Consider the following 26510-nt stretch of genomic DNA (forward strand, 5'->3'; position numbering starts at 1 on the left):
ATGAATCGGATGGATCGTCGGACATTCTTGCAAGGACTTGGCGCGGCCGTTGCAGTCGGAGCCGTAGGCGCACCGTCGCTCGCGTTGGGTGCAGCGAAGAAAGTGGTGATCGTGGGCGGCGGTACGGGTGGGGCAACCGCCGCGCACTACTTGCGCCGCTACGACCCCTCGATCGAGGTGACCTTGATCGAACCGAACAAAGAATATTACACCTGTTTTTTCAGTAATCTGGTGATCGGTGGGTTGCGCCCGCTCGAATCGATTCGCCATACCTATGACGGCTTAGCGAAGCGGGGTGTCAAAGTGGTGCACGACACCGTCACCGCGATCGACGGCGCAGCGAAACAGGTCGTCACCGCGAGCGGCCAAAAATTTGCGTACGACCGCTGCATCGTCTCGCCCGGGATCGAACTCGTCTATAACGGGGTCGAAGGGTATAGCCCCGAGGCGGAAAAAACGATTCCGCACGCCTGGAAAGCGGGTGAGCAAACCGCGATCCTGGCCAAACAGCTCCAAGAGATGCCGGACGGTGGCTTGGTGGTGATGGTCGCGCCGCCCAACCCGTTCCGCTGCCCGCCCGGTCCCTATGAGCGTGCTTCGCTGATCGCGAATTACCTCAAGCAGCATAAACCGAAATCGAAGTTGATCATCCTCGATCCAAAAGAAAAATTTTCGAAGCAAGGGCTTTTCACCGCGGCGTGGAAGAAACATTACAGCGGCATCATCGAATGGTTGGGACCGGATTTCGCGGGCACCAAATTCACCGTCGACGTCAAGACGAAAACCGTGAAGTGCGACGCCGGGGAATTCAAAGCCGACGTCCTGAACATCATCCCACCGCAACGTGCCGGCAAAATCGCGCAGGTGGCCAGTCTTACCGACGAAAAAGGGTGGTGCCCGGTCGACCAGCACACCTTCGAATCGAAGTTGGTGCCTGGGGTGCATGTGATTGGCGATGCGTCGATCGCCGGGAAGATGCCGAAGTCCGGCTACGCGGCAAACAGCCAGGCGAAAGTGTGTGCGATGGCAATTGCGCTGTTGCTCAATGGCAAAGATCCGCTCAAACCGGCTTATACCAATACCTGCTACAGCTTCGTAGCCCCGGATCAGGCGGTGTCGGTTGCCGCGGTCTATGAACTCAAGAACGGAACCATTGAGGAAGTTGCAGGTGGATTGACGCCGGCCGATGCCTCTGAAGCGATCCTGCGTCGCGAAGCGGAGTACGCGAAGTCTTGGTACAACAACATCACCGCCGATATGTTCGGTTGATTCCTGCGAGGCGCATTGCCTCTGTGCAGCGCTAACAAAGAAGGGGCGTAAGCCCCTTTTTTTTGCACTGCAGCACATGATGTTGTTGACGGTTTAGTAATAAGTATATAAACTCATAAGAGTATTGATCTACATCAATTTGCCCAAATTGGTTGGGAGGTATTTGGCAATGACCGAAGAACTGCGAAACCGAATCGGCCTGATTCGTAAGGCGCCGGAGAATTTTTTGACGCCGGAAGAGATCGAGGCCATCAAGAAGGGGCGGCGCGATTTCATTCGCAAAGCGTTTGCCACGGCAACCGCGTTGGCCGCGAGCGGACCGGTGATCAACGCCTACGGAGAAACGGTCGATCCCGGTAAAGGGGATCCCAACATCCTCAATCTTCCCGAATGGAGTACGACGCTCGGGATGCCGGTGGCAACGCGCGGCTATGGGATGCCTTCGAAATACGAAGCAGGTCTGATCCGCCGCCAGAGCCCGGGGCTGACGCAAACCGCGGCGGCGTCGGTCTCATTTTCCCCGCTACAGGGGATGTTTGGCATCATCACGGCGTCCGGGCTTCACTTCGAGCGCCACCACCAAGGGTGGCACGACATCGACCCCACCAAGCACCGTTTCATGATCAACGGACTGGTGAAGACCCCGATGGTCTTCACGATGGATGATCTGATGCGTCTGCCATCGGTTTCGCGAATCCATTTCATCGAGTGTGGCGCCAACACCGGGATGGAGTGGGCCAACGTTGCGGTGCCCACGGTGCAATACACCCATGGGATGCTCTCCTGTTCGGAATTCACCGGGGTGCGGTTGATCGACCTGCTGGAAATGTGCGGCGCCGATCTCAAGAAAGGGCGGTATTTGCTGGCAGAAGGCGCCGACGGTTCGTCGATGACCCGAACCATCCCGATGGAGCTGGTCGAATCCGGCGAAGTGCTCGTCGCCTACGGGATGAACGGCGAGATGATCCGACCTGAAAACGGCTACCCGCTGCGCCTGGTGGTGCCGGGTGTGCAAGGGGTCAGCTGGGTGAAGTGGCTGCGGCGTGTCGAAGTAGGGGACAAGCCCTATGGAACCAAAGACGAAGCGGTCCATTACATCGATTTGATGCCGGACGGGATGCACCGTCAATATACCTCGTTGCAAGAGGTGAAATCGGTGATCACGACCCCTTCGGGTGGTCAAATCCTCCTCGACAAAGGGTTTTACAACATTACCGGGTTGGCGTGGTCTGGGCGCGGCAAGATCGTTCGCGTCGATGTGTCGACCGACGGCGGAATCAACTGGCGGCAGGCGCGTCTCGAGCAGCCCGTGCTGCCCAAAGCGCTGACGCGCTTCAATATCGACTGGGTATGGGACGGAAAACCGGCGATCCTGCAGTCACGTGCGGTGGACGAAACCGGGCATATTCAACCCTCCTACGGGCAACTGCGCAAAGTTCGTGGTACCCGTTCGATCTACCACAACAACGCGATCCAGTCGTGGTTGGTGAATGAAAATGGCGAGGTGAGCAATGTCCAAGTTCTCTAAAACGCTGATCGCGGTGGCGACCGCGGTGGTGTGTAGCGCAGCGGTCGCAGCGCGATACGAAGGGATCGGTCGGCCAGCAACGCCTGCAGAGGTCAAAGCGTGGGATATCGACGTGCGGCCAGACTTCGTCGGGCTTCCGCCCGGACGAGGAACACCAGAAGAGGGGGAAGCGATCTGGTTGCAGAAGTGTGCGATGTGCCACGGAGACTTCGCTGAATCGAACGAAGTCTTTACTCCGATCATCGGCGGAACGACACAAGAGGACATCAAAACCGGGCGCGTAAAAGCGTTGGTTACCGGTAGCGTGCCACAGCGCACCACGATCATGAAAGTCCCCACGGTTTCGACGCTTTGGGACTATATCCACCGGGCAATGCCGTGGACGAGCCCCAAATCGCTGACCAACGACGAGGTCTACGCGTTGGTGGCGTACCTGCTCAACCTGGCCGAGATCATCCCGTACGACTTCGAGCTCAACCAAGAGACGATCAAAGAGGTGCAAAACCGGATGCCCAACCGCAACGGGATGACTTGGGATCATGGGATGTGGCCGTGGGGCCCGGGGGTCAAAGCGGGTGGTATCGGCAATGGCGGCAAACCCGACGTGCAGGGCAGCGACTGCATGAAAAACTGCAAAAAAGAGGTGGTCATCGCTTCGAACCTGCCGGATTATGCCTGGGATGCGCACGGCAATTTGAAGGAGCAGAACCGCGTCTTTGGCCCCGTGCGCGGCAAAGAGATCTCGGAGGCGGCTAAAGCAGAGGCGCAAACCGCTGCTGGCAAGCAGCAATCGATGCTCGAATTGGCCAAGTTGAAAGGGTGTACGGCGTGTCACGGGATCGACAAGAAGATCGTCGGGCCCGCTTATAAAGATGTCGCCGCGAAATATGCTGGCAAGCCCGACGCGGTTGACTATCTGGCTCAGAAAATCAAAAATGGATCTGTCGGTGTGTGGGGGAGCGTACCGATGCCTCCGCATCCCGCCCTCTCTGAAGAAGAGCTCCGTTCGCTCGCGCAGTGGATCGTGAATGGAGCCTCGGTAGAGTAACCAGTTGTTCGCAAAGGAGAAGTGCAATGCAACGTCGTGAAGTCTTGAAAGCGGGTGTCGGTTTGGGCGTCTTCGGCGCCTTGGTGGGAAGCGGTTTCCTGCAGCCGCGTACCGCACATGCCGCGCGGCAGATGGAAAACGCGTTCCAAGCGAAGAAGCTGGACGAAGCCCTGCAAGCGTTGGGTGCTGCGAATGCCACAGAAAGCGGTGATGTGGTTCTCACCGCGCCCGATATTGCGGAAAACGGGGCAGTGGTGCCGATGGAGATCGAAAGCAAACTGCCCAACACCGAAGCGATCGCACTCTTCATCGAAAAGAACCCCAACCCGCTCGCTGCGGTGTTCCACCTTACCCCGGACGCCCTGCCGCGTGTAAAGACCCGCGTGAAGATGGGGCAAAGCTCCGACGTGGTTGCTGTGGTGAAAGCAGGTGGCAAGTACTACATGACCAAGAAAGAGGTCAAAGTTACCCTTGGCGGTTGTGGCGGTTGAGATGATGGATCGTAGGGATCGAAAAGGATCAAGGTAATCAAGCGGGACAGAAAGGACGAAAGGAGTACGAAAAATGGCTGGACCGATGCGGATTCGCGCACAAGTAAACGGTGATGAGGTCAATGTTCGCGCATTGATGGCGCACCCGATGGAGACCGGGTTTCGAAAAGATTCTTCTGGAAAACCGATCCCGGCCCATTACATCACCGAGGTGATCGCGAGCGTGAACGGCAAAACCGTACTCACCGCGGAGTGGAGCGGCGCGATCTCCACCAACCCCTACTTTGAATTCGACGTCAAAGCGAAGAAAGGGGACAAGATCACTTTGAAATGGATTGACAACAAAGGGGAATCGAAAGAGGAAACCGTCGAGGTGAAGTGATCGTCATCAAGGATGGAAGTGGCGGCGCGGTCGCCACTGCTCAAAGCTTGTAAAGGAGGGACCCAACGATGAAGAAAACCGTCACAGCAGTTGCGCTTCTCTGTGCGCTGAGCAGCACGGCGATTGCCCCAACGTTTGCTGCCGACGATGACGAAGCGGCCGGCTTGAAGGCGATCGAAGAATACCGCAAGCAGATCGCCGATGGTAACCCGTCTGACCTATTGGCGATGGAAGGTGAGGAGCTTTGGCGAACGCCGTATGGTCCGAAAAACCAGTCGCTCGAGCGGTGCGACTTGGGATTGGGGCCTGGGGTGGTCAAGGGAGCAGCGGCCCAGTTGCCCCGCTATTTCGCGGACACGGGGCGGGTGCAAGACCTGGAGTCTCGTTTGATGACCTGCATGGAGCAGTTGCAAGGGGTCAAGCCCGAAGCGGTGATCGACGCTCCGTGGGGGAAAGGGGAGAGAGCGCGGATCGATCGCCTCGTGGCCTATATCGTCACCGAAAGCAACGGGGAGAAGATCGCTGTCGATCTGTCGCACCCCAAGATGAAAGAGATGTACGAACTGGGTAAGCGGATGTTCTTTTACCGCACGGGTCCCTTCGATTTTTCCTGCGCCACCTGCCACGGCAAAGATGGCCAGCGGATCCGACTTCAAGAGCTCCCCAACCTTACCAAGCACGAGGGTGCTGCGGCAGGCTGGGGGTCATGGCCGGCTTATCGGGTTTCCAACAGCCAGTTCTGGACGATGCAAATGCGTCTGAACGACTGCTTCCGCCAGCAGCGCACGGCAGAACCCATTTACGGCTCCGACGCGACGATCGCGCTTTCGGTCTATATGGCGGCCAATGGAAACGGTGGGGTGATGCTCACCCCCGGCATCAAGCGCTGAGCAAGGAGGAGGTCTCATGAAAAAGGTAACGTTCGCGCTCGCTGGTGTGATGGGGTTTTCGGCTACCCTGGCATGGGCAGGCACTGCGGATCTGGACGCAAAATTCAAAGAGATGATCGACCGCTCGTTCAAAACGACGGGAATCGCGCAAAAAGAGCGGATGATTCAGCTCGATTTTCAAAAGGTCTGTTCGGCGCTCGAAGCAGGCGAAAAGGTCGACCCGAAAACAATCGAGCAGTTGCGGCAGGCACAAGAGCAAACGATCCGGTGGCCGTCCGATGGCCAATTCCTGGGCGACTGGAAGCGTGGCGAGAAAATCGCGCAAAGCGGTAGAGGTTTGACCTGGAGCGACAAACCCGATACGGTGAACGGTGGCGGGTGCTACAACTGCCATCAGCTCGACCCCAAAGAGCTTTCGTACGGCAATATCGGACCGTCGTTGGCTGGGTACGGCAAACTGCGCGGCAACTCGGAAGAGGTGCTCAAATACGCCTGGCGGCAGATTTGGAACAGTAAGAGCGTCAACCTCTGCTCCAGCATGCCGCGCTTTGGCGACGCGGGTATTCTTACCGAGCAACAGATCAAGGACGTGATGGCCTATCTCTTCGACCCTGAGTCGCCCGTAAACAAAAACCACAAATAATCCGAAGCGGTTGTTGAAACAGCTCACTCCGAGGTTATTACGAGGTTATCCCTATGGCAATGAATCGACGTGAATTCCTGCAAGTGCTGGCGGTTGCGGCGGCTGGCGGCTGGAGTCTGACCAGCAACGCCGAGCAAGCGGCGAAAGAGGCCGAGCAGCTCTACAACTTGCCACCGTTTGGCAACGTGAGTTTGTTGCACATCACCGATTGCCATGCGCAGTTACGCCCCATCTATTTTCGTGAGCCGCAGGTAAACCTCGGGGTGGGGTCGATGGCGGGGCAGGTGCCCCATTTGGTCGGGGAACATTTCCTCAAGCACTACGGGATTCCCCGTGGCAGCATCGAAGCGCACGCCTTCACTTATCTTGATTTTGTCGAAAAAGCAAAGCTCTACGGCAAAGTGGGGGGGTTTGCGCATCTGCGCACGCTCGTGAAGCGGCTCAAAGCGTCGCGTCCCGGTGCGCTGTTGCTCGACGGCGGTGATACTTGGCAAGGCTCTGGGTTGTCGCTCTGGACCAACGCGCAAGACATGGTCGACGCCTGCAAGCTTTTGGGTGTCGATGTGATGACGTTGCATTGGGAAGCCACGTTTGGTGCCGAGCGGGTCAAAGAGGTCGAAGCGAAGGATTTCGCGGGCCAGATCGACATCGTTGCGCAAAACGTCCATACCACCGATTTCGAAGACCCGGTCTTCAAACCCTATGTGATCAAAAATATCAACGGAGTGCCGGTGGCGATCGTCGGGCAAGCGTTCCCCTATACGCCGGTGGCGAACCCCCGTTGGCTCGTTCCCGAATGGAGCTACGGGATCAAGGATCAGCAACTGCAAGCGGCTGTCGACCAGGCACGCGCTGAAGGGGCGCAGGTGGTCGTGGTGCTCTCGCACAATGGGATGGACGTCGACCTCAAAATGGCGTCGCGCGTGACCGGTGTCGACGTGATTTTCGGCGGGCATACCCACGACGGGGTCTATCAACCGGTGGTGGTCGAAAATGCGGGGGGTAAGACGCTCGTCACCAATGCCGGTTCGAACGGCAAATTCCTGGGGGTGATGGACCTCGACGTGAAAAACGGGAAGATTCAAGGGTATCGCTACCGTCTGATCCCGATCTTCGCCAATCTCTTGCCGGCGGACCCCGAAATGGAAGCGTACATCGCGAAGGTGCGTGCGCCGTACGAAAGCAAACTGGCAGAGCCGCTTGCCGTTGCGGAAGGGTTGCTCTATCGCCGTGGGAACTTCAACGGAACGTGGGATCAGGTGATTTGCGACGCGCTCATTGCTGTGCGCGGTGCGGATATCGCGTTTTCGCCCGGGTTCCGTTGGGGAACGACGATCCTACCGGGGCAAACGATCACGATGGAGCATCTGCTCGACCAGACCGCGATCACCTACCCGTGGAGCACGCTCACCGAAATGACCGGGGCGCAGATCAAAAATGTGCTGGAAGACGTTGCCGACAACCTCTTCAATCCCGATCCCTATTATCAGCAAGGTGGGGACATGGTGCGGGTTGGGGGGCTCAAATACGCGATCGACCCGAACGCGCCCATGGGTCAGCGCATCCAAGAGATGACGCTCAACGGCAAACCGCTTGACCCGAACAAAAAGTACAAAGTGGCGGGCTGGGCCCCGGTTGCCGAAGAGAGCCGTGAGGCTGGGCCGCCGGTGTGGGAGATCGTCGCCGAATATCTGCGGGCACAGAAAACGGTCCGGATCAAAGAGCTCAACGTGCCGCGAATCATCGGTATGGAAGGGAACCCGGGGCTTGGTCTGTGATGCGGGACGTTTCTCCCCGCGTGGATCGGAGGGCGTTATGAAACGCGACAGCGGTTCGATCGATTGGCGTCGCCGTCGGCTGATCAAAGGAGCGGTTGCTGCTTCGCTCCTGGCAGGCGTTGGCGGTTATTGGCACGAGGAAATCCGTGCGTTTGCCAAAGACGCCGAACTCTTCATAAAAGGGCCGCCTGTTCCCGACATTGCGCCGGAACAGCTGAGCGAACACGTGTGGATGATCTACGCGAAAGACGGTTTTCCGACACCGGAAAACCGCGGGATGATGTCGAACATCACCTTCGTCGTCACCGACGACGGGGTGGTGATCTTGGACGGTGGCGGGTCGGTGCAGATCGGCGAGATGGCGATCCGCATGATCCGTACCGTCACCGACAAACCGGTGGTCGCGATTTTCGCAAGCCATTACCACGGCGATCATTACTTGGCCGCGCACGCCTATTTCGAAGCGTTCGGTGAACTCCCCTTCTATGCGCACCCGTTCACCAAAGAGGCGATTGCAAAGAAAGAGGGGAATTTGTGGCTGAACTTGCTCGAGCGGTGGACCAATGGCGCGACTGCCGGAACGAAATTGATTCCACCCAATCGGGAAGCGAACCACGGTGACACGTTCCGCTTCGGCAATGTGACGATCCGTTGCCACCATTACGGTCGTGCCCATACGCCCGGCGATCTCTGCTTCGAAGTGGTCGAAGACAAAGTGACCCATGTCGGCGACGTCGCAATGGATCGCCGCATCGCCAACATGGACGATGGTTCATACCCGGGGTCCCTGCATTTCATCGACGCGCTCAAAGCGGCTTGTCCCGGTCATCTTTGGGTACCCGGACATGGCAGGCCAAGTCACATGGTGCTCGATTGGCAACGCGAACTGTTCGCGGGCATCTGGGAAAATGCCATGAAAGCATTCGACGAAGGGCTCGACCCATCTGAGGCGAAGGCACTGGTGCTCAAAGATCCGCGGGTGGCGAGCAAAGCGGCCGAAACCAAAGGGTGGCAAAACAACATCGGCAAATACGTGAGCCTGGCGGTGCTCGAAGCGGAACGCTTGGCGCTACAAGGCAAGCTCGACTGACGTCCTTCCCTCACAATGGCTTTGCGGACCATTCGTCAGCTTTGGTTCTGCTGGATGGTCAGGGGCAACTTTCGCAGATCGCTTGGTCCCAATGTTTCGAAAGGCGGATCGCGCATTGCACGATACCCGCCATGCTGTAGGTTTGGACGAAATTGCCCCACAGTTCTCCCGTTTCGGGGTCGGCATCTTCCGAAAGAAGTCCCAAGGGGTTACGCAACGCGAGAATGCGTTCGAAGTGTGCGCGCGCTTCCTCTTTTCGGCCCATTGCGGTGAGTGCGTTGATGTACCAGAAGGTGCAGACCAAAAATGCCGTTTGCGGCGTGCCGAAATCGTCGGCTTCGGTATAGCGGAAAATGAAGTCACCGCGACGCAACTCGCGCTCGATCGCGGCAACGGTTGCGACGAAACGCGGATCATCCGCAGGAAGGAAACCGAGTTCGGCGATCAACAGCAAACTGGCGTCGAGTGTTTCGCCCTCGAAAGCGGCGGTGAAGGTCTGTTTCGGCTCGCTCCAACCCCGTTTCAGGATCACGTTTTTGATGGTAGCGGCGTGGTGGTGCCAATAGGCGGCCCGTTCGGTTCGCCCCAGACGGGCAGCGATGTGCGCCAAACGGTTACACGCCGCCCAACACATGATCGCCGAAAAGGTGTGCACGCGCTGATGGTTGCGTAATTCCCAAAGTCCGGCATCGGGCTGGTCGTAGAGCGCCACGGCGCGCTCACCCAGCGGTTCGAGTTGTTCGAAGAGTGCAATGTCACCGCGACGCCGCAAGCGCTTGTCGAAAAAAGCGTGGGCAACGGCCAAAATCGCCGCACCGTAAACGTCGTTCTGGCGCTGAACAAACGCTTGATTGCCCACCCGAACCGGGTCCATGCCGCGATAACCGGACAGCGTATCGAAGGTTCGCTCAGTGAGGTCGGCGCGGCCGTCGATCCCATAGACGGGTTGCAGTTCGTGGTGGTGCGCGTTCGCGGTGACGCTCAGCAGGTAGCCCAAGTAGTGTTCGAGTGTGGTCGTCTGTCCCAAGCGGTTCAGGGTGTTGAGCACGAAATAGGCGTCGCGCAGCCAACAGTAGCGGTAGTCCCAGTTGCGGACGGTGTTCGGTGCTTCCGGGATCGAGGTGGTCATCGCAGCGATGATCGCTCCGGTATCTTCGAATTCGTTGAGCTTGAGCGCGATCGCCGCGCGGATGACCGCTTCTTGCCATTCGAACGGAATGGCCAGATGGCGCACCCAGTCACGCCAGTATTCGACGGTATTGTGGTAAAAGCGGTTGGCCGTTTCGCGCAGATCGTCTTGGAGCGATTCGTCTGGCCCCAAGAGGAGCACGATCCGGTCGTTGAGAAAGAAGGGGAGCTCTTCGGCAACCGCGGTGATCGGTGCGTTGGTCGTGAGGCGCACGACCAGGTTGGGTCCGATATAGCGGATGTGGTGGCTGCCGTAGGTACGCTCCGAGTCCGTCGCGCCATAATCCCAAACCGGCCGGATCCGGATGCGAATACGGGGGGATCCCGCAAGGGGTTTGACCATCCGGACGAGCATCATCGGGCGGAAGAGGCGGCCGAATTGCAGGAAGCGCGGACAGAAATCGGTGATTTCGATGGCGCCGCCGTGGGTATCGAAGAGCCGGGTGACCAAGACGGCAGTGTTTTCCAGGTAGTGTTGTTCCGAACGCACGCAGTCGACCAGTTCGATGCGGTAAAACCCCTGTTGGCGTGATGCCACCGCGTCACCGTCGTGGCTCAGGAGTGAACAGAAGATCGGATCACCGTCGAAGCGCGGAAAGCAGCTCCAGACGACTTCACCCAGGGGGTCGATCAGCGCGCTGATCGAACAGTTGCCGACAAGGCCAAGATTGAGCGTGTGCATGATGGAAAAAATTCAATGGGTGAGTGATTGTAACCAAGTAAGCGCCGCTTCGATATTTGGGAGACGATAACGGGCAAGGGTTTGTCCGGGGCCCACCTTGATGCTGAGGCCACCCAGCTGGTTGATGCGTTCGAAACCGTATTCGTCGGTCACGTCGTCGCCCAGAAAGACGGGTGTTCGTCCGCAAAAAGGAGGTATTCTCATGAACGCGGCGATCGCTTCGCCTTTGTTCGCAACGTGGGGTTTGAGCTCGAAGACGTATTTTCCATTGAGTACGGTGAGTTCGGGAAAAGGGGCAACGAGGCGTTTGATCGTATGCGACAGGTAGCCTCCCAGCCGCGGGGCCTGTCGGTAGTGGAGTGCCAGTGCGATCCCTTTGTCTTCGAGCAGCAGTCCGGGGAAACGGGCAGCCAACGCTGTGAGCGCCGGTAAGAGCTGTTCTCGTCCGGGCAGGCGAGTGCCGTCCGGATCCCGGCGTTCTAGGCCGTGGAGTCCAGCGGCGGGGAGAAAGGGGAGGTGAAAAAGTGCGTCGATCGATGCCAACGAACGACCGCTCACGAGAGCCACCGCCCCGTGGGTTACGCAAAAGAGCTGTTGTAAGACGTGGCGTGCCTCTTCGCGGACTTCTACTGCGTCTGGATGCTTTGCAAACGCTACGAGGGTGCCATCGATGTCACAAAAATAGGCCCAGTCGGCTTTGGGGGTAGGCGGACGCGCAAGCATCATCTTTTCGGCAGACGGCGATTCGCGATCAAGTCGTCGAAAGGGGAAGTTCCGGCAAGCGACTGCGTTGACGCATGATCGCCGCATCGAGCAGCATCCGTCCCGCCCAGCGATAGACGTTGAATTCACTGATGAGCCGCCGCATCAGGCGCATGCGCAACGCTTGTTCTTCCGCGGGCATCGTGAGCGCCAAATGGAGCGCCGCGGCGCACTGATTGGCATTGTAGGGGTTGATGATCAAAGCTTCGGGCATTTCTGGAGGATGGTGCTCGATTTTGAGGATGATCGGAGGTGGTCCGGAACGTCCGGAGGGGCAGAAGCGTTCATTGATCCGGGTGGCCAATGCGCGCACTTGCGCTTCATAACTCTGGTATTCGTCCAAACGCGACCGGCTTGGCGCAGAAATTTGGACGAAGGAGAAGCGGCCGATCCATTCCGGGTTGAGTTCGAGCAGGCGCTCGATGGCGCGAAAGCGTTCGATGATGCCTTTGGTGTAATCGAGGCGATCGACCCCGACGCCCAAGCGGCAATCCAGCGGGAGATTGTTTTCCGCACGAATTTCCCGATGGCAGACCTCGACCGGATGCGCCGTCATCGCCGCAGCCGGAGGCCATTCGATCGAAATCGGGTAACGACGCACCGCGGTGGTGTGCTGATCATGGGTGACTTCGTACGTTTCGCGGTCGACACGGGCTTCAAGCAAGCGGTCCACCGTATCCATGAAGTTGAGGCAGTGGGCTTGGGTGTGGAAACCGAGGATGCTCGATCCAAGCAGCCCTTCGACCAGTTCGGTGGCCCAGGGACTGATCGTGAAGACTTCGGGGTTTGGCCAAGGGATATGCCAGAACGTGATGATCGTCGCTTTGGGTAAGCGCTTGCGAATCATCCGCGGCAGCAGGGCGAAATGGTAGTCCTGCACCAGTACGATGGGGTCGTTCGTCTTTGCCTCTTCGACGACGGCGTCGGCGAACCGTTGATTGACGGCCAGATACTGCTCCCAGTCCGACGTACGGAAGGTCGGTCGAACGTGCGCGATGTGGCACAAGGGCCACAACCCTTCGTTGGCAAAACCGTAATAAAACCCTTCCTCTTCCAACGGGGAAAGCCAGATCCGGCGCAGTTCATAAGCAGGGTTATCCGGCGGGACAGCCACATGGTCGCGCGCATCGACGACATCCCGGTCGGCAGAGCCACTTCCGTGCGCGATCCAAACACCAGAACAGGCCCGCATCACCGGTTCGAGTGCAGTCACTAAGCCGCTTGCGGGACGGTTGACGACGATGGTGTCACCGCGTCGTTGTGGACATAAGGTTCGCGGTTGGAGACGACCAAAACCTCTTCACCGCGGAGTTCGCCGCGCAAAACCGATTTGAGGGTGGCCGCGGTCCAGGTGGTTTGGCTTTCGTCACGTGCGCGCTGGCGAAGTTCTTCTTCGAGATCAGCGACCAACCGTTTCAGGTCACGTTGCGGCGGGCGAAAGGTGTCCCCGGATGGGTTCGTGGCGGATGCCCCCGATGATTCCGTTTGTTTCGCTTGAGTGGGGGGAAGTGGTGTGGCGGGCAGCCGATCGACGATGAAGCGTGAGGTGACTTCCGCGGCGACTGCGACCCCCACAAAAACCAGGGCGAACCTCCATAACGCCAGGATGAGCCGACCGTGAAGGGGGGAGTCTTGATCCGCCAAGAGGAGATGGGCAAACGAAAAGGCAAAAAACGCCGTGACCAGAGCAAAGCCGATCGCCAAAGGGAGTACCCGGCGGCGAAGGGTCTTGTGCAGGAGTTGCCGTAGGGGTTCCACGCGGATCACTCCTTGTTTATACCCAGATTGGCATTGTACCGTTGGTAAGCGGCGGTCACCAAAAGGTGTGCCGCGATCGGGATGCTAAGTCGGAGCGGATAGACATCGCGTTTATGATCAAAAGACATAAAAACCAAATTTTTAGTAGCTTAAATTGTCTAAGCTCGATCGCTACACTTGCCATAACCTCATTCGAAAAAGGCAAGGGCACCGATGTACCGTTACGATACGTATGACCGACAACTGGTTGCTGAACGTGTGGCGCAATATCGCGATCAGTTGGCGCGTTACCTGTCAGGCGCGCTGCGCGACGAAGAGTTTTTGCCGCTTCGTCTCCAAAATGGACTCTACATTCAACGGCATGCGCCGATGTTGCGGGTGGCGATCCCTTATGGGCTCCTTTCCGCGGATCAGTTGCGCGCATTGGCAACCGTTGCCGAACGCTGGGATCGAGGCTACGGGCACTTCACGACCCGTCAGAACATCCAGTTCAATTGGGTTCGGCTTGAGGAAACCGCTGAGATTTTGGCGTTTTTGGCCGAACACGATCTGCACGCCATTCAAACCTCGGGCAACTGCATTCGGAACATCACCACCGATGCGTTGGCTGGGGTTGCCGCTGACGAACGGGTCGATCCCCGGCCGTGGTGCGAATTCATCCGCCAATGGGCGACGTTTCATCCGGAGTTTGCTTTTCTGCCGCGGAAATTCAAGATCGCAGTAAATGGCGCCAAGGAAGATCGTGCTGCGATCCGAGCGCATGACATCGGCTTGGACCTGTACCCAACCGATGATCCGTTGGCGCCCGAGTTCGACGTCTACGTGGGCGGCGGTTTGGGTAGAACCCCGATGGTGGGGCAGCGCCTCTACGCGCGTGTCCCCGCGGCAGAGCTCATTCCAACGTTGGAAGCGATTCTTCGGGTCTATAACCGTTTTGGCCGCCGCGACAACAAGTATAAAGCGCGCATCAAAATTTTGCTGCAGGCGTTGGGTGTCGAGGCATTTCGTGCCGCAGTCGATGCCGAGCGGGTGCGTGGTGACACGGTGGTCGCAGCATACCGCGACGGCTGGCGGCATGAGGTTGCGCGTATCGCAGCCCATTTCGCAGAGGACGACGAACGGGCGGCGCGCACGGCGTCGAAATGGCGCGCGGAGCAAGCACAACCTACGCTCCGCGATGCTGGTGAGGAACGGGCGTTCGCACGCTGGCGGAGTCGCAACGTCCTACCGCATCGGGTGCTGGGATTCGTCGCGGTGGCTCTGGTGACGAAACGGCATGAGCGTGCTCCGGGTGATGTGACCGCTGAAGAGATGCGTGCGATCGCCGATTGGAGTGAGCGCTATGCCGACGGTGAAATTCGGGTAACGCACGAACAAAATTTGGTATTGGCGTGGGTTCCGGAAGCGGCGCTCCCGGCGTTGTGGCGGGAAGTCCGCGCGTTGGGGTTTGGCCGACCCACGTTCCGGTTGGCAACCGACGTGATTTCGTGCCCAGGGGGGGATTACTGCGCGTTGGCGAACGCCCGTTCGATTCCGGTTGCGCAAGCGGTGATCGCGCAGTTGGATCGGGATCCGAAACGTTTGGCAGCGCTCGGCAAAGTGGCGATCAACCTTTCCGGTTGCATGAACGCGTGTGGACACCACCATCTGGGTGCGATTGGTGTCCTCGGTGTCGACAAAAAGGGGGAAGAGTGGTATCAGATCACGATCGGCGGTCAAGAGGGGAACGATTTGCGTTTGGGACAGGTGATCGGGCCGTCGGTGCGCGCAGAGGCGGTCGCGCCGGCGATCGAGCGGTTGCTCGATACCTACCTGGCGTTGCGGCGTCCCGAAGAACGGTTTGCCGAGACGGTGGCCCGTGTCGGGGTCGAACCGTTCAAAACGGCGGTTTATGGTGGCGAATCCGGCGTTTCCCCGCAACAGAATCAGGAGCACGACCATGTGGTGGCTTGATCTCGAGGGTGCGGTACATCCCTTCGACCGCGAACGTTTCAAACCGATGACCGAACCGAGCGCGGCGGTGTGGATGACCGTCGAGGACGATCCCGCATGGCTTCCCGACGAAGCGTTGGCGCACGTGGAAGCGATCGCGATCGAATTCCCCAAATTCACCGACGGACGACCGTTTTCTCTCGCGACAATCTTGCGCGCGCGGGGTTGGCACGGACCACTCTTTGCCGTTGGCCATTTTCTGCTCGATCAACTCGATTACCTCCGTCGCTGCGGATTTACCGGTTTTGCGCCGGATCCGGAACGCTATCCGTACGAAACGTTATGCGAACTGGGGCCCCGCTTGCTGCGAGTCTTTACCGAACCCTATCAGGCGAGCAGCGCCGTACCGCAACCCCTGTGGTTACGCGTGCGTCGTGATCGAGCCGAGCAACCCGTTTCTGAAATCGAGGTGTGACGATGAGTCATCCGTACATGCATCCCAATCTGGACGATCCCCAATTGCGCGAACAGGTGCAAGCAAAGCGCGCCAGTGCCCTTCGCTTGCTCGAAGAGGCGGTTGCCGAGTGGGGAAACGTCGTTTTTGCTTCCAGTTTGGGCGCAGAAGATCAGGTCGTGATCGATTTGGTGGCGAAAAGTCCTTTCCGCGATCAAGTTGCACCGTTCGTTTTGGATACCGGACGGCTTCCGGAAGAGACCTACGCGACGTTGGCGAAGACCGAGGCCCACTATGGGCTGCGTTTCGCCGTTTATGCACCCGAAGCCGCTGATGTGGAACGGGTGGTGCGCCGCTACGGAATCAATGGTTTTTACCACAGCCTGGAAGCCCGCCACGCGTGCTGTGAAGCCCGTAAGGTGTTGCCGCTCAAACGTGCGCTTGCCGGGCAAAAGGCGTGGGTCACTGGGTTGCGGCGGCAACAAAACGTGACACGCGCGCAGCTCGAACCCAAAGCGTGGGACGAAGCGCACGGTTTGTGGAAAATCAGCCCCCTTTGGGATTGGACCCACGAGGAGGTTTGGGCCTATATCCGGCTCTATCAGGTTCCCTACCATCCGTTGCACGACGCGTTCTATCCCAGCATCGGCTGTGCGCCGTGCACGCGTGCCGTCTCGGTGGGTGAAGACCCGCGCGCGGGGCGCTGGTGGTGGGAGCACGCGGAAACGCGAGAGTGTGGCTTACACCGTCGCGATCCCGTCGCGGTGGTCGAACGGTAAGCGAGACGAAAGGACAACCATGAGTGAAACAACCATGACGCGAACCCATCAGACGGCTACAGAGCCCCAGCTTTGGGACGACGAAACGTTGGATTGGTTGGAAGCAGAAGCGATTTATATTTTGCGGGAAGTGGCTGCGCAATTTCAGCGTCCGGCGCTTCTCTTTTCCGGGGGCAAAGATTCGGTCTGCCTGTTGCGCTTGGCAGAAAAGGCCTTTCGACCCGCGCGTTTTCCCTTTCCCCTGTTGCACATCGATACCGGCCACAACTATCCGGAGGTGATCGCGTTTCGCGACGCGCGTGCCAAGGAGCTCGGTGAGCGGTTGATCGTGCGCTCGGTCGAGGACTCGATCCGCCGAGGTACGGTGCGTCTTGCGCATCCGTTGGAATCTCGCAACCGCCACCAGTCGGTGACGCTTTTGGAAGCGATCGAGGAGTTCGGTTTCGACTGCTTGATCGGGGGCGCCAGACGTGACGAAGAGAAAGCGCGGGCAAAAGAACGGGTTTTCAGTCTGCGCGACGAGTTTGGACAGTGGGACCCGAAGGCGCAGCGCCCGGAATTGTGGAATCTGTACAACGGGCATATTCCACCGGGATGGCATGTGCGCGCGTTTCCGATCAGCAACTGGACCGAACTCGACGTTTGGCGGTACATCGCGCGTGAACGGCTCGCGTTGCCATCGATCTATTTTGCGCATGAGCGTCCCTGTGTTCGCCGCGGACGTTTGTTGGCGCCCGTGACGCCGCTCACCCCGCCCAAAGAGGGAGAAGTGGTCGAGCCGGTTTGGGTCCGTTTCCGCACCGTAGGTGACATGACGTGTACCGCGCCGGTGGAAAGTCGGGCGACCACGGTGGAAGCGATCATTCGCGAGACGGCCGAGACGATGATTTCGGAACGGGGCGCGACGCGGCTCGACGATCAAACCCATGAGGCATCGATGGAACAACGCAAACGCGAGGGGTATTTCTGATGAGTGACGTATTGCGGTTCATGACGTGCGGGAGCGTCGATGATGGCAAGAGCACGTTGATTGGGCGGCTGCTCTACGATACGCGAGCCGTCTTGGTCGATACGTTGGAAGGGGTGAGTCATGCCAGCGAACGGCGGGGGTTGTCGCGGATCGATTTGTCGCTCCTCACGGATGGGTTGATCGCAGAGCGGGAGCAGGGCATCACCATCGACGTGGCGTACCGCTATTTCAGTACGGGACGACGCAATTTCATCATCGCCGACGCACCGGGTCACGAACAATACACGCGAAATATGGTCACCGCAGCCAGTACGGCTGAGCTGGCCGTGTTGATGGTCGACGTGCGTCAGGGATTGACGACGCAAACGCGGCGGCACGCGTTGTTGTGCGAACTGATGGGAATCCCCCATTTGGTGATCGCCGTGAACAAGATGGATTTGGTCGGTTACGACCCCGAACCGTTCGCCGCGGTGCAAGCGGCGTTCGAAACCTTTGCGGTGCAGGCGCAATTGCGGGCCGATCGACGCTATCTGCCGATTTCGGCGCTCGAAGGGGACATGGTAGTCGAACGGGGGGAGCGGATGCCTTGGTATCACGGCCCCACCCTGCTCGAAGTGCTGGAGTCGGTCCCTTCTGCCCACACGGGCAAAGCAGAGTCTTTTCGATTCCCTGTGCAATGGGTGTGCCGACCCCAAGCCGCGGACGATCCCACACTGCACGATTACCGGGGCTATGCGGGAATGGTGGCTTCCGGTTCGGTTGCCGTAGGGGATGCGGTGACTGTGTTGCCAGCAGGGTTAGCGACGACGGTGCTCGCGATCGAATTGGGGGGACGGTCCTTGACGGCTGCACGGGCGGGCCAGTCGGTGATGCTCCGGCTGCAAGGCGATTTGGATGTTTCGCGTGGCGACATGATCGTGCGTAGCGACGAACCCATGCCGGCGGTAACGCGTGCGTTGGTGGCCGATCTGGCGTGGCTTGCGAATGGTCCGCTCGATCGACGTCGCGTTTACGGGTTGCGGCAAACGACCCGTGAGGTGAAAGCGAAGATCGATTCGATCGAATATCGCTGGGACGTGGCGTCGATGCGGCGTGAGGATGTCGATACGCTCACCGCGAACGACATCGGGCGGGTGCGCGTGAAGCTTTCGGCGCCGATCGTCGCGGAACGTTACGAACAAGACCGCGCTTTGGGGGCGTTCATCCTTTTCGATCCCGCAACGGGCGACACGGTCGCAGGCGGTGTGATTCGTGAATGGGCGTGAACGAAAAAAAGCCCCGCTTTCGTGAGCGGGGCCAACACCAGGGAGTGATCGGTTATTTGACGCCGTAGTAGTAGCGAGCGGCTTCTTTGAGTGGCATCGGTTTGATCTTGTCGGCCATGCCAGTGCACCCGAACGCTTGGTAGCGCGCCACGCAAATTGCTTTCGCGGCGGCGCGGGCGGGTTTCAAATATTCGCGTGGGTCGAACTTCGACGGATTTTGGGCAAGAAAACGACGAATCGCAGCGGTCATCGCCAAGCGAATATCGGTATCGATATTGACCTTGCGAACGCCGTATTTGATTGCCGTTTGGATTTCTCCGACCGGCACGCCGTAGGTCTCTTTCATCTCACCGCCGAACTGGCGAATTTCTTCAAGCAATTCCTGCGGGACGCTCGAAGAACCGTGCATCACGAGGTGGGTGTTGGGGATCTTGGCATGAATTGCTTTGACCCGCTCGATCGCGAGGATATCCCCGGTGGGTTTGCGGGTGAATTTGTATGCGCCGTGGCTGGTGCCGATCGCGATCGCAAGCGCATCCACGCCCGTTTGTTCGACGAAATCCTTGGCTTGGTCTGGGTCAGTAAGCAGCATCGAGTGGTCGAGCGTCCCCTCTGCGCCAACCCCATCCTCTTTCCCCGCCTGGCCGGTTTCGAGCGAACCCAAGCAGCCAAGCTCGCCTTCGACCGAGACGCCCACCGAGTGGGCGATTTCCGATACTTTGCGGGTGACTTCGACGTTGTATTCGTAGGAGGAGGGGGTTTTCTGGTCTTCAAGGAGGGAGCCGTCCATCATCACACTGGAAAAGCCCAAGCGAATCGCCTGCACGCAGACGGCAGGGGAGGCGCCGTGGTCTTGATGCATGCAGACCGGGATATCGGGGTAGGCTTCGATCGCCGCCGTAACGAGGTGCGCAAGGAACGTCTCACCGGCGTATTTGCGCGCACCGGCCGAGGCTTGCAGGATCACGGGGCTGCGGGTTTCTGCGGCCGCTTCCATGATCGCCTGAACCTGTTCGAGGTTGTTCACGTTGAACGCGGGAACGCCGTAGCCGTGTTCGGCGGCGTGGTCAAGCAACTGTCGCAACGAGATGAGTGCCATTGGGAACCTCCTTAGCTTGAGACGGTGCCCGCACGATGCGGGCGTCCTTGGGTGAAAACCGGTCAGTCCTCAGCGCGTTTGGCGAGGATTTCGATTGCGGGCAGCACTTTGCCTTCGAGCATTTCCAAAAAGGCGCCACCGCCGGTCGAGATGTAATCCACTTGGTCAGCAATCCCGAATTTTTCGATCGCGGCGATCGTGTCCCCGCCGCCAGCAAGGGTGAAACCGGGGCAGGCAGCGATCGCGCGCGCAAGCCGCTCGGTGCCTTTCGCGAACGCGTCGAACTCGAAGACTCCAAGCGGCCCGTTCCAGACGACCGCACCGGTGCACGCTTCGATGGTTTGGGCGATCCGTTCGGCAAATTGGGGGCCGACGTCGAGGATCATCTCGTCGGCGGCGACTGCTTCGGTGGCTTTGACCGTCGCGGGGGCGTCGGCACGGAACTCCGACGCGACGACGACATCTTCGGGTAGCGGCACATCCGCGCCGCGCGCGGCCATCTTCTCTTGGACGGCTTTCGCTTCGCCGACGAGATCGGGTTCGACAAGGCTCTTCCCGACCGGTTTTCCGGCCGCCATCAGGAAGGTGTTGAGAATGCCGCCACCGACGATCAGGGTATCGACCTTTTCGGCCAGGTTTTGCAGCACGGTGAGTTTGGTCGACACTTTGGAGCCGGCGACGATCGCGATCAAAGGGCGGGGAGGATTCGCGACCACTTTTTCGATCGCTTCGACCTCTTGCACCAAGAGTGGCCCCGCGCACGCAACGGGTGCGTATTCGAAGACGCCGTAGGTGGTCGCTTCGGCGCGGTGCGCGGTGCCAAACGCGTCATGGACGAAGATATCGGCCAGTTTGGCGATTCTCTGCGCAAGTTCCGGGTTGTTTTTCTTTTCGCCGACGTTCAACCGGCAGTTCTCGAGCAGCACTACTTCGCCGGGTGCCGTGGTGAATTGGCCGTCGACCCAATCGGTGACGAGGCGCACGGGGCGGCCAAGGAGTTCCGCCATTCGGGCCGCGACCGGTGCCAGTGAGTCTTTGGCTTGGGGCTCCTCCTCTTTGGGACGGCCCAGGTGGGAGGTGACGAGCACCGCTGCGGCGCCGCCCTCGAGCGCCATTCGGATCGCAGGAAGGCTGGCGCGGATGCGGGTGTCGTCCGCGACCGAGCCGTTTTCGGCAAGCGGCACGTTGAGGTCGGCGCGGATAAAGACGCGCTTCCCCTGTACGGCCCCCTGTGCCACCAATTCCGCAAATTTTTTTGCTTTCATGATCCATTCCTCTCCATCGTTGCCCTGATCCACCCGGATGGGCGATCAGGGCAGCCGCTCAGTGGTTCGTCGCGTGCGGCTCAGTTCTGTGCGACGTGACGGACGAAGCGGAGCATGTTGCAGGTGTAGCCGTATTCGTTGTCATACCAGGAGACCACCTTGACGAAAGTGGGGTCGAGCATGATGCCCGCTTTCGCGTCGAAGATCGACGGCTGCGGGCAGCCCCGGAAGTCGGTGGCGACCACCGCGTCTTCGGTATAACCGAGCACGCCTTTGAGTTCGCCTTCACTTGCGGCTTTCATTGCCGCACAGATCGCCTCATAGGTGGTCTCTTTTTCGAGTTGAACGGTGAGATCGACCACCGAAACGTCGGAGGTGGGAACCCGGAACGCCATTCCGGTAAGCTTCTTGTTGAGCGACGGAATCACTTTTCCGACCGCTTTCGCTGCACCGGTGGAGGAGGGGATGATGTTTTCGAGAATGCCACGACCGCCGCGCCAATCTTTTGCCGACGGACCATCCACCGTCTTCTGCGTGGCGGTTGCCGCATGCACGGTGCTCATCAGCCCGCGCACGATGCCGAACTGGTCGTGGAGCACTTTCGCGACCGGTGCCAGGCAGTTGGTGGTGCAGCTCGCGGCCGAGACGATCGTTTGTCCGGCGTAAGAGGTGTGGTTGACGCCATAGACGAACATCGGGGTGTCGTCTTTCGACGGTGCCGATTGCACCACTTTCTTCGCGCCCGCGTCGAGGTGCTTCTGACACGTTTCGCCGGTGAGGAAGAGCCCAGTCGATTCGACGACGACATCGACGCCAACCTCGCCCCACGCCAGTTGTGCGGGGTCTTTGTGCGCAGTGACACGGATGGTTTTGCCAGCGACGACGAGGTTCCCGTTTTGCACTTCAACGGTGACAGGCAACCGGCCATGCACCGAATCGTATTTGAGCATATATGCAAGGTAGTCAGGTTCGAGCAGGTCATTGACCGCTACGACCTCGATGTCTTGAAACTCTGCTTCTTTGACCACGGCGCGCAATACCATGCGGCCGATTCGGCCAAAGCCATTGATACCAATGCGAATCGTCATGACGGACTCCTTCACAATACAAGAATACAAGAATAAAAACGCCCTGGTTGTTTGGTCTCTCAGCGGCCAAGAAGCGCTTGTGCGGTTGCCACCACGCGCTCGACCGTAAAGCCGAAGTGCGCAAAGAGTTCGTTGGCAGGTGCCGATTCACCGAAGCGGTCGATACCGATCACGGCACCGTTTGCGCCTACCCAGCGGTACCAAAGGTCGGGGTGTGCCGCTTCGATCGCCACCTTCGGCAACCCTTCGGGCAGGATACTCGCCCGGTAGTGTTCGGGTTGCGCCGCAAAGCGTTCGACACACGGTATTGAGACCACGCGCGATCCTACCATCATTTCCGCGAGCCGTTCGGCAGCTTGGAGCGCCAGACTGACTTCAGAACCGGTGGCAATGAATACGATTTGGGGGGTACCGTGTTCGGCGACGACGTAGCCGCCGCAAGCGATTTCGCTGGCTTTGCCCGGATCCGTGTGGATCTTGGGCAGGTTCTGCCGAGAGAGGACAAGCGCGGTGGGACCGTCCGCCCGTTCGATCGCTGCGGTCCACGCGACTGCGGTTTCGAGCGCGTCAGCCGGGCGCCACACTTCCAGGTTGGGGATGAGTCGAAGGCTCGGGATGTGTTCCACCGGTTGGTGGGTCGGGCCATCTTCGCCCAGGCCGATCGAATCGTGCGTGAGCACGTGCACCACCCGCTGCTGCATCAACGCGGCCATGCGGATCGCGTTGCGGGCGTAGTCGGAGAAGACGAGGAAGGTACCACCGTAGGGGAGGTAGCCGCGGTGGAGTGCCACGCCGTTCATGATCGCAGCCATCGCGAATTCGCGAACGCCGTACGAGAGGTGGCGCCCGAACTGGTCGCGGCGCACCGGCGTTGCCCCTTTGAAGTCAGTGAGGTTCGAATGGGTGAGGTCTGCCGACCCGCCGAAGAGTTCGGGTACTGCTGGCCCCAGCACATTGAGTGCGTTTTGGCTCGCCTTGCGGGTGGCCGGGTTGCCTTCGTCCGCTGCCGCAGCCGCGAAAAGGCGCGCTTTGATGTCCTTCCAGTCAACTGGGAGTTCGCCGGCGAGTCGCCGCTTGAGTTCCGACCCTTTTTCCGGGTAGGCGGCGCAGTATGCAGCGAGTTGCGTTTCCCAATCAGCAACGAGCCGTTCGCCTTGTGCCCGTTTGTCCCACGCAGCGTAGATGGCTTCGGGAATCTCGAACGGGGCGTAGGGCCAGCCGAGCGCCTCGCGCATTTTCGCTGCAGCTTCCGTGCCGATCGGTGCGCCGTGGATGTCGCAGGTGCCTTCCTTGACCGGGGAACCTTTGCCGATCGTGGTGCGGCAGATGATCAGCGTCGGTTTTCCGTCTGGGGTTGCCGCTTGCGCTTTGGCTTGCGCGATCGCGGCGGAGACCGCGGCGACGTCATGCCCGTCGATCGGGCCGATCACGTTCCAGTGGTACGCAGCGAAGCGCTGCGCGGTGTCGTCGCTGAACCAATCGCTGACCGCACCGTCGATCGAGATCCCGTTGTCGTCATAGAGGCAAATCAGTTTCGACAACCGAAGCGTTCCGGCCAGCGACGCCGCTTCGTGGCTGATCCCCTCCATCAGGCAGCCGTCCCCCAAAAAGACGTAGGTGAAGTGGTCGATGAGGGGGTGTTCGGGCGTGTTGAACTCCGCCGCAAGCAGCTTTTCGGCCAGTGCCATACCCACCGCGTTGGCAAAGCCTTGTCCAAGCGGGCCGGTCGTGGTTTCGACACCGGGCGTGTGGCCGTATTCGGGGTGACCGGCGGTTTTGCTGCCCAGCTGGCGAAAGCGCTTGAGTTCGTCGAGCGGCAGGTCGAACCCGGTGAGGTGCAGCAGCGCGTAGATCAACATCGACGCGTGGCCGTTCGAGAGGACGAAACGGTCCCGGTTGGGCCAGGTTGGGGCTTGTGGTGCGACGCGCAGGTGGTCCCGCCACAGCGCCACCGCCATTTCGGCCATGCCAAGGGGCGCACCAGGGTGCCCCGAGTTTGCAGCGTTCGTGGCGTCGACGGCCAAGAAGCGCAATGCGTTGGCCATCTGGGTTTGGATCGGTTCGGTCACGAGACACTCTCCCCAAGTCAAAAGGTGAATTTTACGCGATTCCCAATGCGCGCTTGCGCCGTTCCATGAAGCGCCAGACAAATGGCGTGAAGATGAGTTGCATCGCCAGCTCCATCTTGCCACCCGGAACGACGATGGTGTTGGCGCGGCTCATGAACGAACCGTTGATCATGTTCAAGAGGTACGGGAAGTCGATCCCTTTGGGGTTGGCGAAACGGATGATCACAAGGCTTTCGTCGGCCGTGGGGATGTCACGGGCGATGAAGGGATTGGAGGTGTCGACCACCGGCACGCGCTGGAAATTGACGTGCGTGCGCCCAAACTGCGGCACGATGTAATGGACGTAATCGGGCATGCGGCGCAAAATGGTATCGGTCACTGCTTCGGTGGAGTAGCCGCGCTCTTTACGGTCGCGCCACAGCTTTTGGATCCATTCGAGGTTGATCACCGGAACGACCCCGATCAAAAGGTCCGGGTACTGCGCGATGTTCTGTTCGGGGGTCACCACCGCGCCGTGCAGCCCTTCATAGAAGAGCAGATCGGTGTCTTCGGGAATCTCTTCCCAATCGGTGAAGCAGCCGGGAGCAACGCCGTACTGTTTGGCTTCCTCTTCATTATGAACGTAGTGGCGAATGCGGCCGCGGCCCGTTTCGCTATAGGTTTTGAAGAGGTTTTCCAGCTCACCGAAGAGGTTCGCCTCCGGGCCGAAATGGCTGAAATGGCGGTTGCCCTTGGCCTCTTCTTCGGCCATTTTCTGCCGCATCGCGGCGCGGTCGTACGCGTGGAACGAATCGCCCTCGACGAGTACGGCTTTGACCCCTTCACGGCGGAAGATATTGACGAAGGTGCGCATCACGGTGCTTGTGCCAGCACCGGACGAGCCGGTGATTGCGATGATCGGGTGTTTTGCGGACATCGTTTGCTCCCAATGGTGAAAATGCGGCGGTGTTAGAGGGTTTCGTCGCGAAAGAGGGTTCGTTCGGCAAAGAGCGGCAGATCGACCGGGCTCGCGTCCGGGTCGTTGTGGTACTGTTCGATCCGTTCGACCTCTTCGCGGGAACCGAAGACGAAACCGATGCGCTGATGGAGTTCGGTGGGCTGCACTTCGAGCACCGGACCGTAACCGGTCGAGGCGCGTCCGCCAGCCTGTTCGACGATCATCCCGATCGGGTTGCATTCGTAGAGAAGCCGCAGCCGCCCCGGTTTCTTGGGTTCCTTGTTGTCGCGCGGGTAGAGAAAGACCCCGCCACGGGAGAGGATCCGGTGCGTTTCCGCAACAAGCGACGCGACCCAGCGCATGTTGAAGTCTTTGCCGCGGGGGCCGGTTTTCCCTTTGAGGCACTCATCGACGTAGCGCTTCACCGGTGGTTCCCAGAAGCGGGCGTTGGAGGTGTTGATCGCGAACTCCTTGGTGCTTTCGGGAATCCGAATGTTCGGGTGGGTAAGCATGAATTCGCCGAAATCGGGATCGAGCGTGAAGCCGACGACACCCCGCCCGACGGTGAGAACGAGCATCGTCATCGGGCCGTAGATCGCGTACCCGGCCGCCACCTGTTGTGTGCCCGGTTGTAGGAAGTCTTCAATGGTGATCTCCGTTTTCCCTTCTGGGGCGCGCAGGACCGAGAAGATCGATCCCACCGAGACGTTGACGTCGATGTTGGACGAACCGTCGAGCGGATCGAAGAGGAGGAGATAGCGCCCGCGCGGATATTGTTCCGGAATGAGGTAGGGTTCGTCCATCTCTTCCGAGGCCATCGCGGCGAGGTACCCCCCCCACTCGGTGAGGCGCATGAAGCATTCGTTGCTGATCACGTCGAGCGGTTTTTGTTCTTCGCCCTGCACGTTGATGGTGGTGGTCACGGCATGGTTGGACTTGCCGAGCGCCCCGTAGGCTACTTGCCGCGCGATCGCTTTGCAGGCGCGCGCCATGTCGAGAATCAACGCGTTGAAGTCGCCGCTTGCTTGTGGGTAGCGGCGCCGCTCCTCGATCAGGTATTGCGTGAGCGTTGGCGTGTGGGCCCAAGACATGGAACAACTCCTCTCCGCTATTGTCATTGCTGCGAAGATAAAATAAACTTGT

At 59.4% G+C, this 26510-nt stretch carries 22 protein-coding genes and 1 pseudogene; 14 read left to right on the top strand and 9 right to left on the bottom strand.

Annotated features, from left to right (window positions below; genetic code table 11):
• The 9 genes from ACYQ4Z_RS03150 to ACYQ4Z_RS03190 all read left to right on the top strand — a co-directional run bounded on the left by ACYQ4Z_RS03150 (position 1) and on the right by ACYQ4Z_RS03190 (position 9119).
• A complete protein-coding gene (locus ACYQ4Z_RS03150; protein ID WP_459860017.1) occupies positions 1-1269 on the top strand; it encodes an FCSD flavin-binding domain-containing protein in 1269 nt (422 codons plus the stop codon).
• Between the two features lie 169 nt (positions 1270-1438).
• Positions 1439-2797, top strand: coding sequence for a sulfite dehydrogenase (soxC, locus tag ACYQ4Z_RS03155; protein ID WP_438438837.1), 1359 nt, complete (start codon positions 1439-1441; stop codon positions 2795-2797).
• Complete coding sequence (locus tag ACYQ4Z_RS03160) at positions 2781-3845, top strand: c-type cytochrome (protein WP_459860018.1); 1065 nt, start codon at positions 2781-2783, stop codon at positions 3843-3845. Before soxC ends, ACYQ4Z_RS03160 begins: the two co-directional genes overlap by 17 nt.
• Positions 3846-3871: 26 nt before the next feature.
• On the top strand, positions 3872-4336 hold the full coding sequence (gene soxY / locus ACYQ4Z_RS03165) for a thiosulfate oxidation carrier protein SoxY (protein ID WP_219972514.1): 465 nt from the start codon (positions 3872-3874) through the stop codon (positions 4334-4336).
• Positions 4337-4409: 73 nt separating this feature from the next.
• Positions 4410-4718, top strand: a complete 309-nt coding sequence (soxZ, locus tag ACYQ4Z_RS03170) for a thiosulfate oxidation carrier complex protein SoxZ (RefSeq protein WP_459860019.1) — start codon at positions 4410-4412, stop codon at positions 4716-4718.
• Between the two features lie 68 nt (positions 4719-4786).
• Positions 4787-5608: a sulfur oxidation c-type cytochrome SoxA gene (gene soxA / locus ACYQ4Z_RS03175; RefSeq protein ID WP_459860020.1), complete on the top strand. Its 822-nt coding sequence runs from the start codon at positions 4787-4789 to the stop codon at positions 5606-5608.
• A gap of 16 nt (positions 5609-5624) precedes the next feature.
• Positions 5625-6251, top strand: a complete 627-nt coding sequence (gene soxX / locus ACYQ4Z_RS03180) for a sulfur oxidation c-type cytochrome SoxX (protein WP_219972509.1) — start codon at positions 5625-5627, stop codon at positions 6249-6251.
• 53 nt (positions 6252-6304) lie between these two features.
• A complete protein-coding gene (soxB, locus tag ACYQ4Z_RS03185; protein ID WP_119334860.1) occupies positions 6305-8029 on the top strand; it encodes a thiosulfohydrolase SoxB in 1725 nt (574 codons plus the stop codon).
• Positions 8030-8066: 37 nt separating this feature from the next.
• Entirely contained in the window at positions 8067-9119 is a 1053-nt protein-coding gene (locus tag ACYQ4Z_RS03190; RefSeq protein ID WP_459860021.1) for an MBL fold metallo-hydrolase, read from the top strand.
• A gap of 58 nt (positions 9120-9177) precedes the next feature.
• Here ACYQ4Z_RS03190 and ACYQ4Z_RS03195 read toward each other — a convergent pair whose 3' ends face one another.
• The 3 genes and pseudogenes from ACYQ4Z_RS03195 to ACYQ4Z_RS03205 form a co-directional block, all read right to left on the bottom strand.
• On the bottom strand, positions 9178-10989 hold the full coding sequence (locus tag ACYQ4Z_RS03195) for a glycoside hydrolase family 15 protein (protein WP_459860022.1): 1812 nt from the start codon (positions 10987-10989) through the stop codon (positions 9178-9180).
• Between the two features lie 12 nt (positions 10990-11001).
• Entirely contained in the window at positions 11002-11715 is a 714-nt protein-coding gene (gene otsB, locus ACYQ4Z_RS03200; protein WP_219972506.1) for a trehalose-phosphatase, read from the bottom strand.
• A gap of 25 nt (positions 11716-11740) precedes the next feature.
• Positions 11741-13182, bottom strand: a pseudogene (locus tag ACYQ4Z_RS03205) (alpha,alpha-trehalose-phosphate synthase (UDP-forming)); the annotation flags it as partial.
• 540 nt (positions 13183-13722) lie between these two features.
• Between ACYQ4Z_RS03205 and ACYQ4Z_RS03210 the strand changes: the two are divergent.
• Genes ACYQ4Z_RS03210 through ACYQ4Z_RS03230 form a run of 5 tightly spaced genes read left to right on the top strand, consistent with a single transcriptional unit; the run spans position 13723 to position 18909 of the window.
• Positions 13723-15462 carry a nitrite/sulfite reductase gene (locus ACYQ4Z_RS03210; protein WP_459860023.1) on the top strand — a complete coding sequence of 580 codons (1740 nt, stop codon included), beginning with the start codon at positions 13723-13725 and terminating at the stop codon, positions 15460-15462.
• Positions 15449-15916 (top strand): DUF934 domain-containing protein, encoded by a 468-nt coding sequence (locus ACYQ4Z_RS03215; RefSeq protein WP_170141269.1) that lies wholly within the window; start codon positions 15449-15451, stop codon positions 15914-15916. The genes ACYQ4Z_RS03210 and ACYQ4Z_RS03215 overlap by 14 nt, the downstream gene beginning before the upstream one ends.
• A 2-nt stretch (positions 15917-15918) precedes the next feature.
• Entirely contained in the window at positions 15919-16674 is a 756-nt protein-coding gene (locus ACYQ4Z_RS03220) for a phosphoadenylyl-sulfate reductase (protein ID WP_219972502.1), read from the top strand.
• Positions 16675-16708: 34 nt separating this feature from the next.
• Positions 16709-17644: a sulfate adenylyltransferase subunit CysD gene (cysD, locus tag ACYQ4Z_RS03225; RefSeq protein WP_119336069.1), complete on the top strand. Its 936-nt coding sequence runs from the start codon at positions 16709-16711 to the stop codon at positions 17642-17644.
• Complete coding sequence (locus ACYQ4Z_RS03230; RefSeq protein WP_219972500.1) at positions 17644-18909, top strand: sulfate adenylyltransferase subunit 1; 1266 nt, start codon at positions 17644-17646, stop codon at positions 18907-18909. The genes cysD and ACYQ4Z_RS03230 overlap by 1 nt, the downstream gene beginning before the upstream one ends.
• Positions 18910-18961: 52 nt before the next feature.
• On the opposite strand, the gene fba is transcribed toward ACYQ4Z_RS03230, so the two are convergent.
• The 6 genes from fba to ACYQ4Z_RS03260 all read right to left on the bottom strand — a co-directional run bounded on the left by fba (position 18962) and on the right by ACYQ4Z_RS03260 (position 26458).
• Positions 18962-20008, bottom strand: coding sequence for a class II fructose-bisphosphate aldolase (gene fba / locus ACYQ4Z_RS03235; protein ID WP_459860025.1), 1047 nt, complete (start codon positions 20006-20008; stop codon positions 18962-18964).
• Positions 20009-20070: 62 nt separating this feature from the next.
• The gene (locus ACYQ4Z_RS03240) at positions 20071-21273 is read right to left on the bottom strand and encodes a phosphoglycerate kinase (protein WP_459860026.1); all 1203 of its coding nucleotides are present in this window, start codon (positions 21271-21273) and stop codon (positions 20071-20073) included.
• An 80-nt stretch (positions 21274-21353) separates the two neighbouring features.
• Positions 21354-22361, bottom strand: a complete 1008-nt coding sequence (gene gap, locus ACYQ4Z_RS03245; protein WP_119334871.1) for a type I glyceraldehyde-3-phosphate dehydrogenase — start codon at positions 22359-22361, stop codon at positions 21354-21356.
• Positions 22362-22420: 59 nt separating this feature from the next.
• The gene (gene tkt, locus ACYQ4Z_RS03250; RefSeq protein ID WP_459860465.1) at positions 22421-24406 is read right to left on the bottom strand and encodes a transketolase; all 1986 of its coding nucleotides are present in this window, start codon (positions 24404-24406) and stop codon (positions 22421-22423) included.
• A gap of 55 nt (positions 24407-24461) precedes the next feature.
• Complete coding sequence (locus ACYQ4Z_RS03255) at positions 24462-25346, bottom strand: phosphoribulokinase (RefSeq protein WP_459860027.1); 885 nt, start codon at positions 25344-25346, stop codon at positions 24462-24464.
• A 32-nt stretch (positions 25347-25378) separates the two neighbouring features.
• Positions 25379-26458: a class 1 fructose-bisphosphatase gene (locus tag ACYQ4Z_RS03260; protein WP_459860028.1), complete on the bottom strand. Its 1080-nt coding sequence runs from the start codon at positions 26456-26458 to the stop codon at positions 25379-25381.
• Between the last annotated feature and the right edge of the window lie 52 nt (positions 26459-26510).

It is taken from the genome of Hydrogenophilus hirschii (genome assembly GCF_054656675.1).

What these genes read in the sequence shown, in the direction of transcription:
- ACYQ4Z_RS03150 (WP_459860017.1), top strand. Translation starts at nt 1, where the DNA reads ATGAATCGGATGGATCGTCGGACATTCTTGCAAGGACTTGGCGCGGCC.
- soxC (WP_438438837.1), top strand. Translation starts at nt 1,439, where the DNA reads ATGACCGAAGAACTGCGAAACCGAATCGGCCTGATTCGTAAGGCGCCG.
- ACYQ4Z_RS03160 (WP_459860018.1), top strand. Translation starts at nt 2,781, where the DNA reads ATGTCCAAGTTCTCTAAAACGCTGATCGCGGTGGCGACCGCGGTGGTG.
- soxY (WP_219972514.1), top strand. Translation starts at nt 3,872, where the DNA reads ATGCAACGTCGTGAAGTCTTGAAAGCGGGTGTCGGTTTGGGCGTCTTC.
- soxZ (WP_459860019.1), top strand. Translation starts at nt 4,410, where the DNA reads ATGGCTGGACCGATGCGGATTCGCGCACAAGTAAACGGTGATGAGGTC.
- soxA (WP_459860020.1), top strand. Translation starts at nt 4,787, where the DNA reads ATGAAGAAAACCGTCACAGCAGTTGCGCTTCTCTGTGCGCTGAGCAGC.
- soxX (WP_219972509.1), top strand. Translation starts at nt 5,625, where the DNA reads ATGAAAAAGGTAACGTTCGCGCTCGCTGGTGTGATGGGGTTTTCGGCT.
- soxB (WP_119334860.1), top strand. Translation starts at nt 6,305, where the DNA reads ATGGCAATGAATCGACGTGAATTCCTGCAAGTGCTGGCGGTTGCGGCG.
- ACYQ4Z_RS03190 (WP_459860021.1), top strand. Translation starts at nt 8,067, where the DNA reads ATGAAACGCGACAGCGGTTCGATCGATTGGCGTCGCCGTCGGCTGATC.
- ACYQ4Z_RS03195 (WP_459860022.1), bottom strand. Translation starts at nt 10,989, where the DNA reads ATGCACACGCTCAATCTTGGCCTTGTCGGCAACTGTTCGATCAGCGCG.
- otsB (WP_219972506.1), bottom strand. Translation starts at nt 11,715, where the DNA reads ATGATGCTTGCGCGTCCGCCTACCCCCAAAGCCGACTGGGCCTATTTT.
- ACYQ4Z_RS03210 (WP_459860023.1), top strand. Translation starts at nt 13,723, where the DNA reads ATGTACCGTTACGATACGTATGACCGACAACTGGTTGCTGAACGTGTG.
- ACYQ4Z_RS03215 (WP_170141269.1), top strand. Translation starts at nt 15,449, where the DNA reads ATGTGGTGGCTTGATCTCGAGGGTGCGGTACATCCCTTCGACCGCGAA.
- ACYQ4Z_RS03220 (WP_219972502.1), top strand. Translation starts at nt 15,919, where the DNA reads ATGAGTCATCCGTACATGCATCCCAATCTGGACGATCCCCAATTGCGC.
- cysD (WP_119336069.1), top strand. Translation starts at nt 16,709, where the DNA reads ATGACGCGAACCCATCAGACGGCTACAGAGCCCCAGCTTTGGGACGAC.
- ACYQ4Z_RS03230 (WP_219972500.1), top strand. Translation starts at nt 17,644, where the DNA reads ATGAGTGACGTATTGCGGTTCATGACGTGCGGGAGCGTCGATGATGGC.
- fba (WP_459860025.1), bottom strand. Translation starts at nt 20,008, where the DNA reads ATGGCACTCATCTCGTTGCGACAGTTGCTTGACCACGCCGCCGAACAC.
- ACYQ4Z_RS03240 (WP_459860026.1), bottom strand. Translation starts at nt 21,273, where the DNA reads ATGAAAGCAAAAAAATTTGCGGAATTGGTGGCACAGGGGGCCGTACAG.
- gap (WP_119334871.1), bottom strand. Translation starts at nt 22,361, where the DNA reads ATGACGATTCGCATTGGTATCAATGGCTTTGGCCGAATCGGCCGCATG.
- tkt (WP_459860465.1), bottom strand. Translation starts at nt 24,406, where the DNA reads ATGGCCAACGCATTGCGCTTCTTGGCCGTCGACGCCACGAACGCTGCA.
- ACYQ4Z_RS03255 (WP_459860027.1), bottom strand. Translation starts at nt 25,346, where the DNA reads ATGTCCGCAAAACACCCGATCATCGCAATCACCGGCTCGTCCGGTGCT.
- ACYQ4Z_RS03260 (WP_459860028.1), bottom strand. Translation starts at nt 26,458, where the DNA reads ATGTCTTGGGCCCACACGCCAACGCTCACGCAATACCTGATCGAGGAG.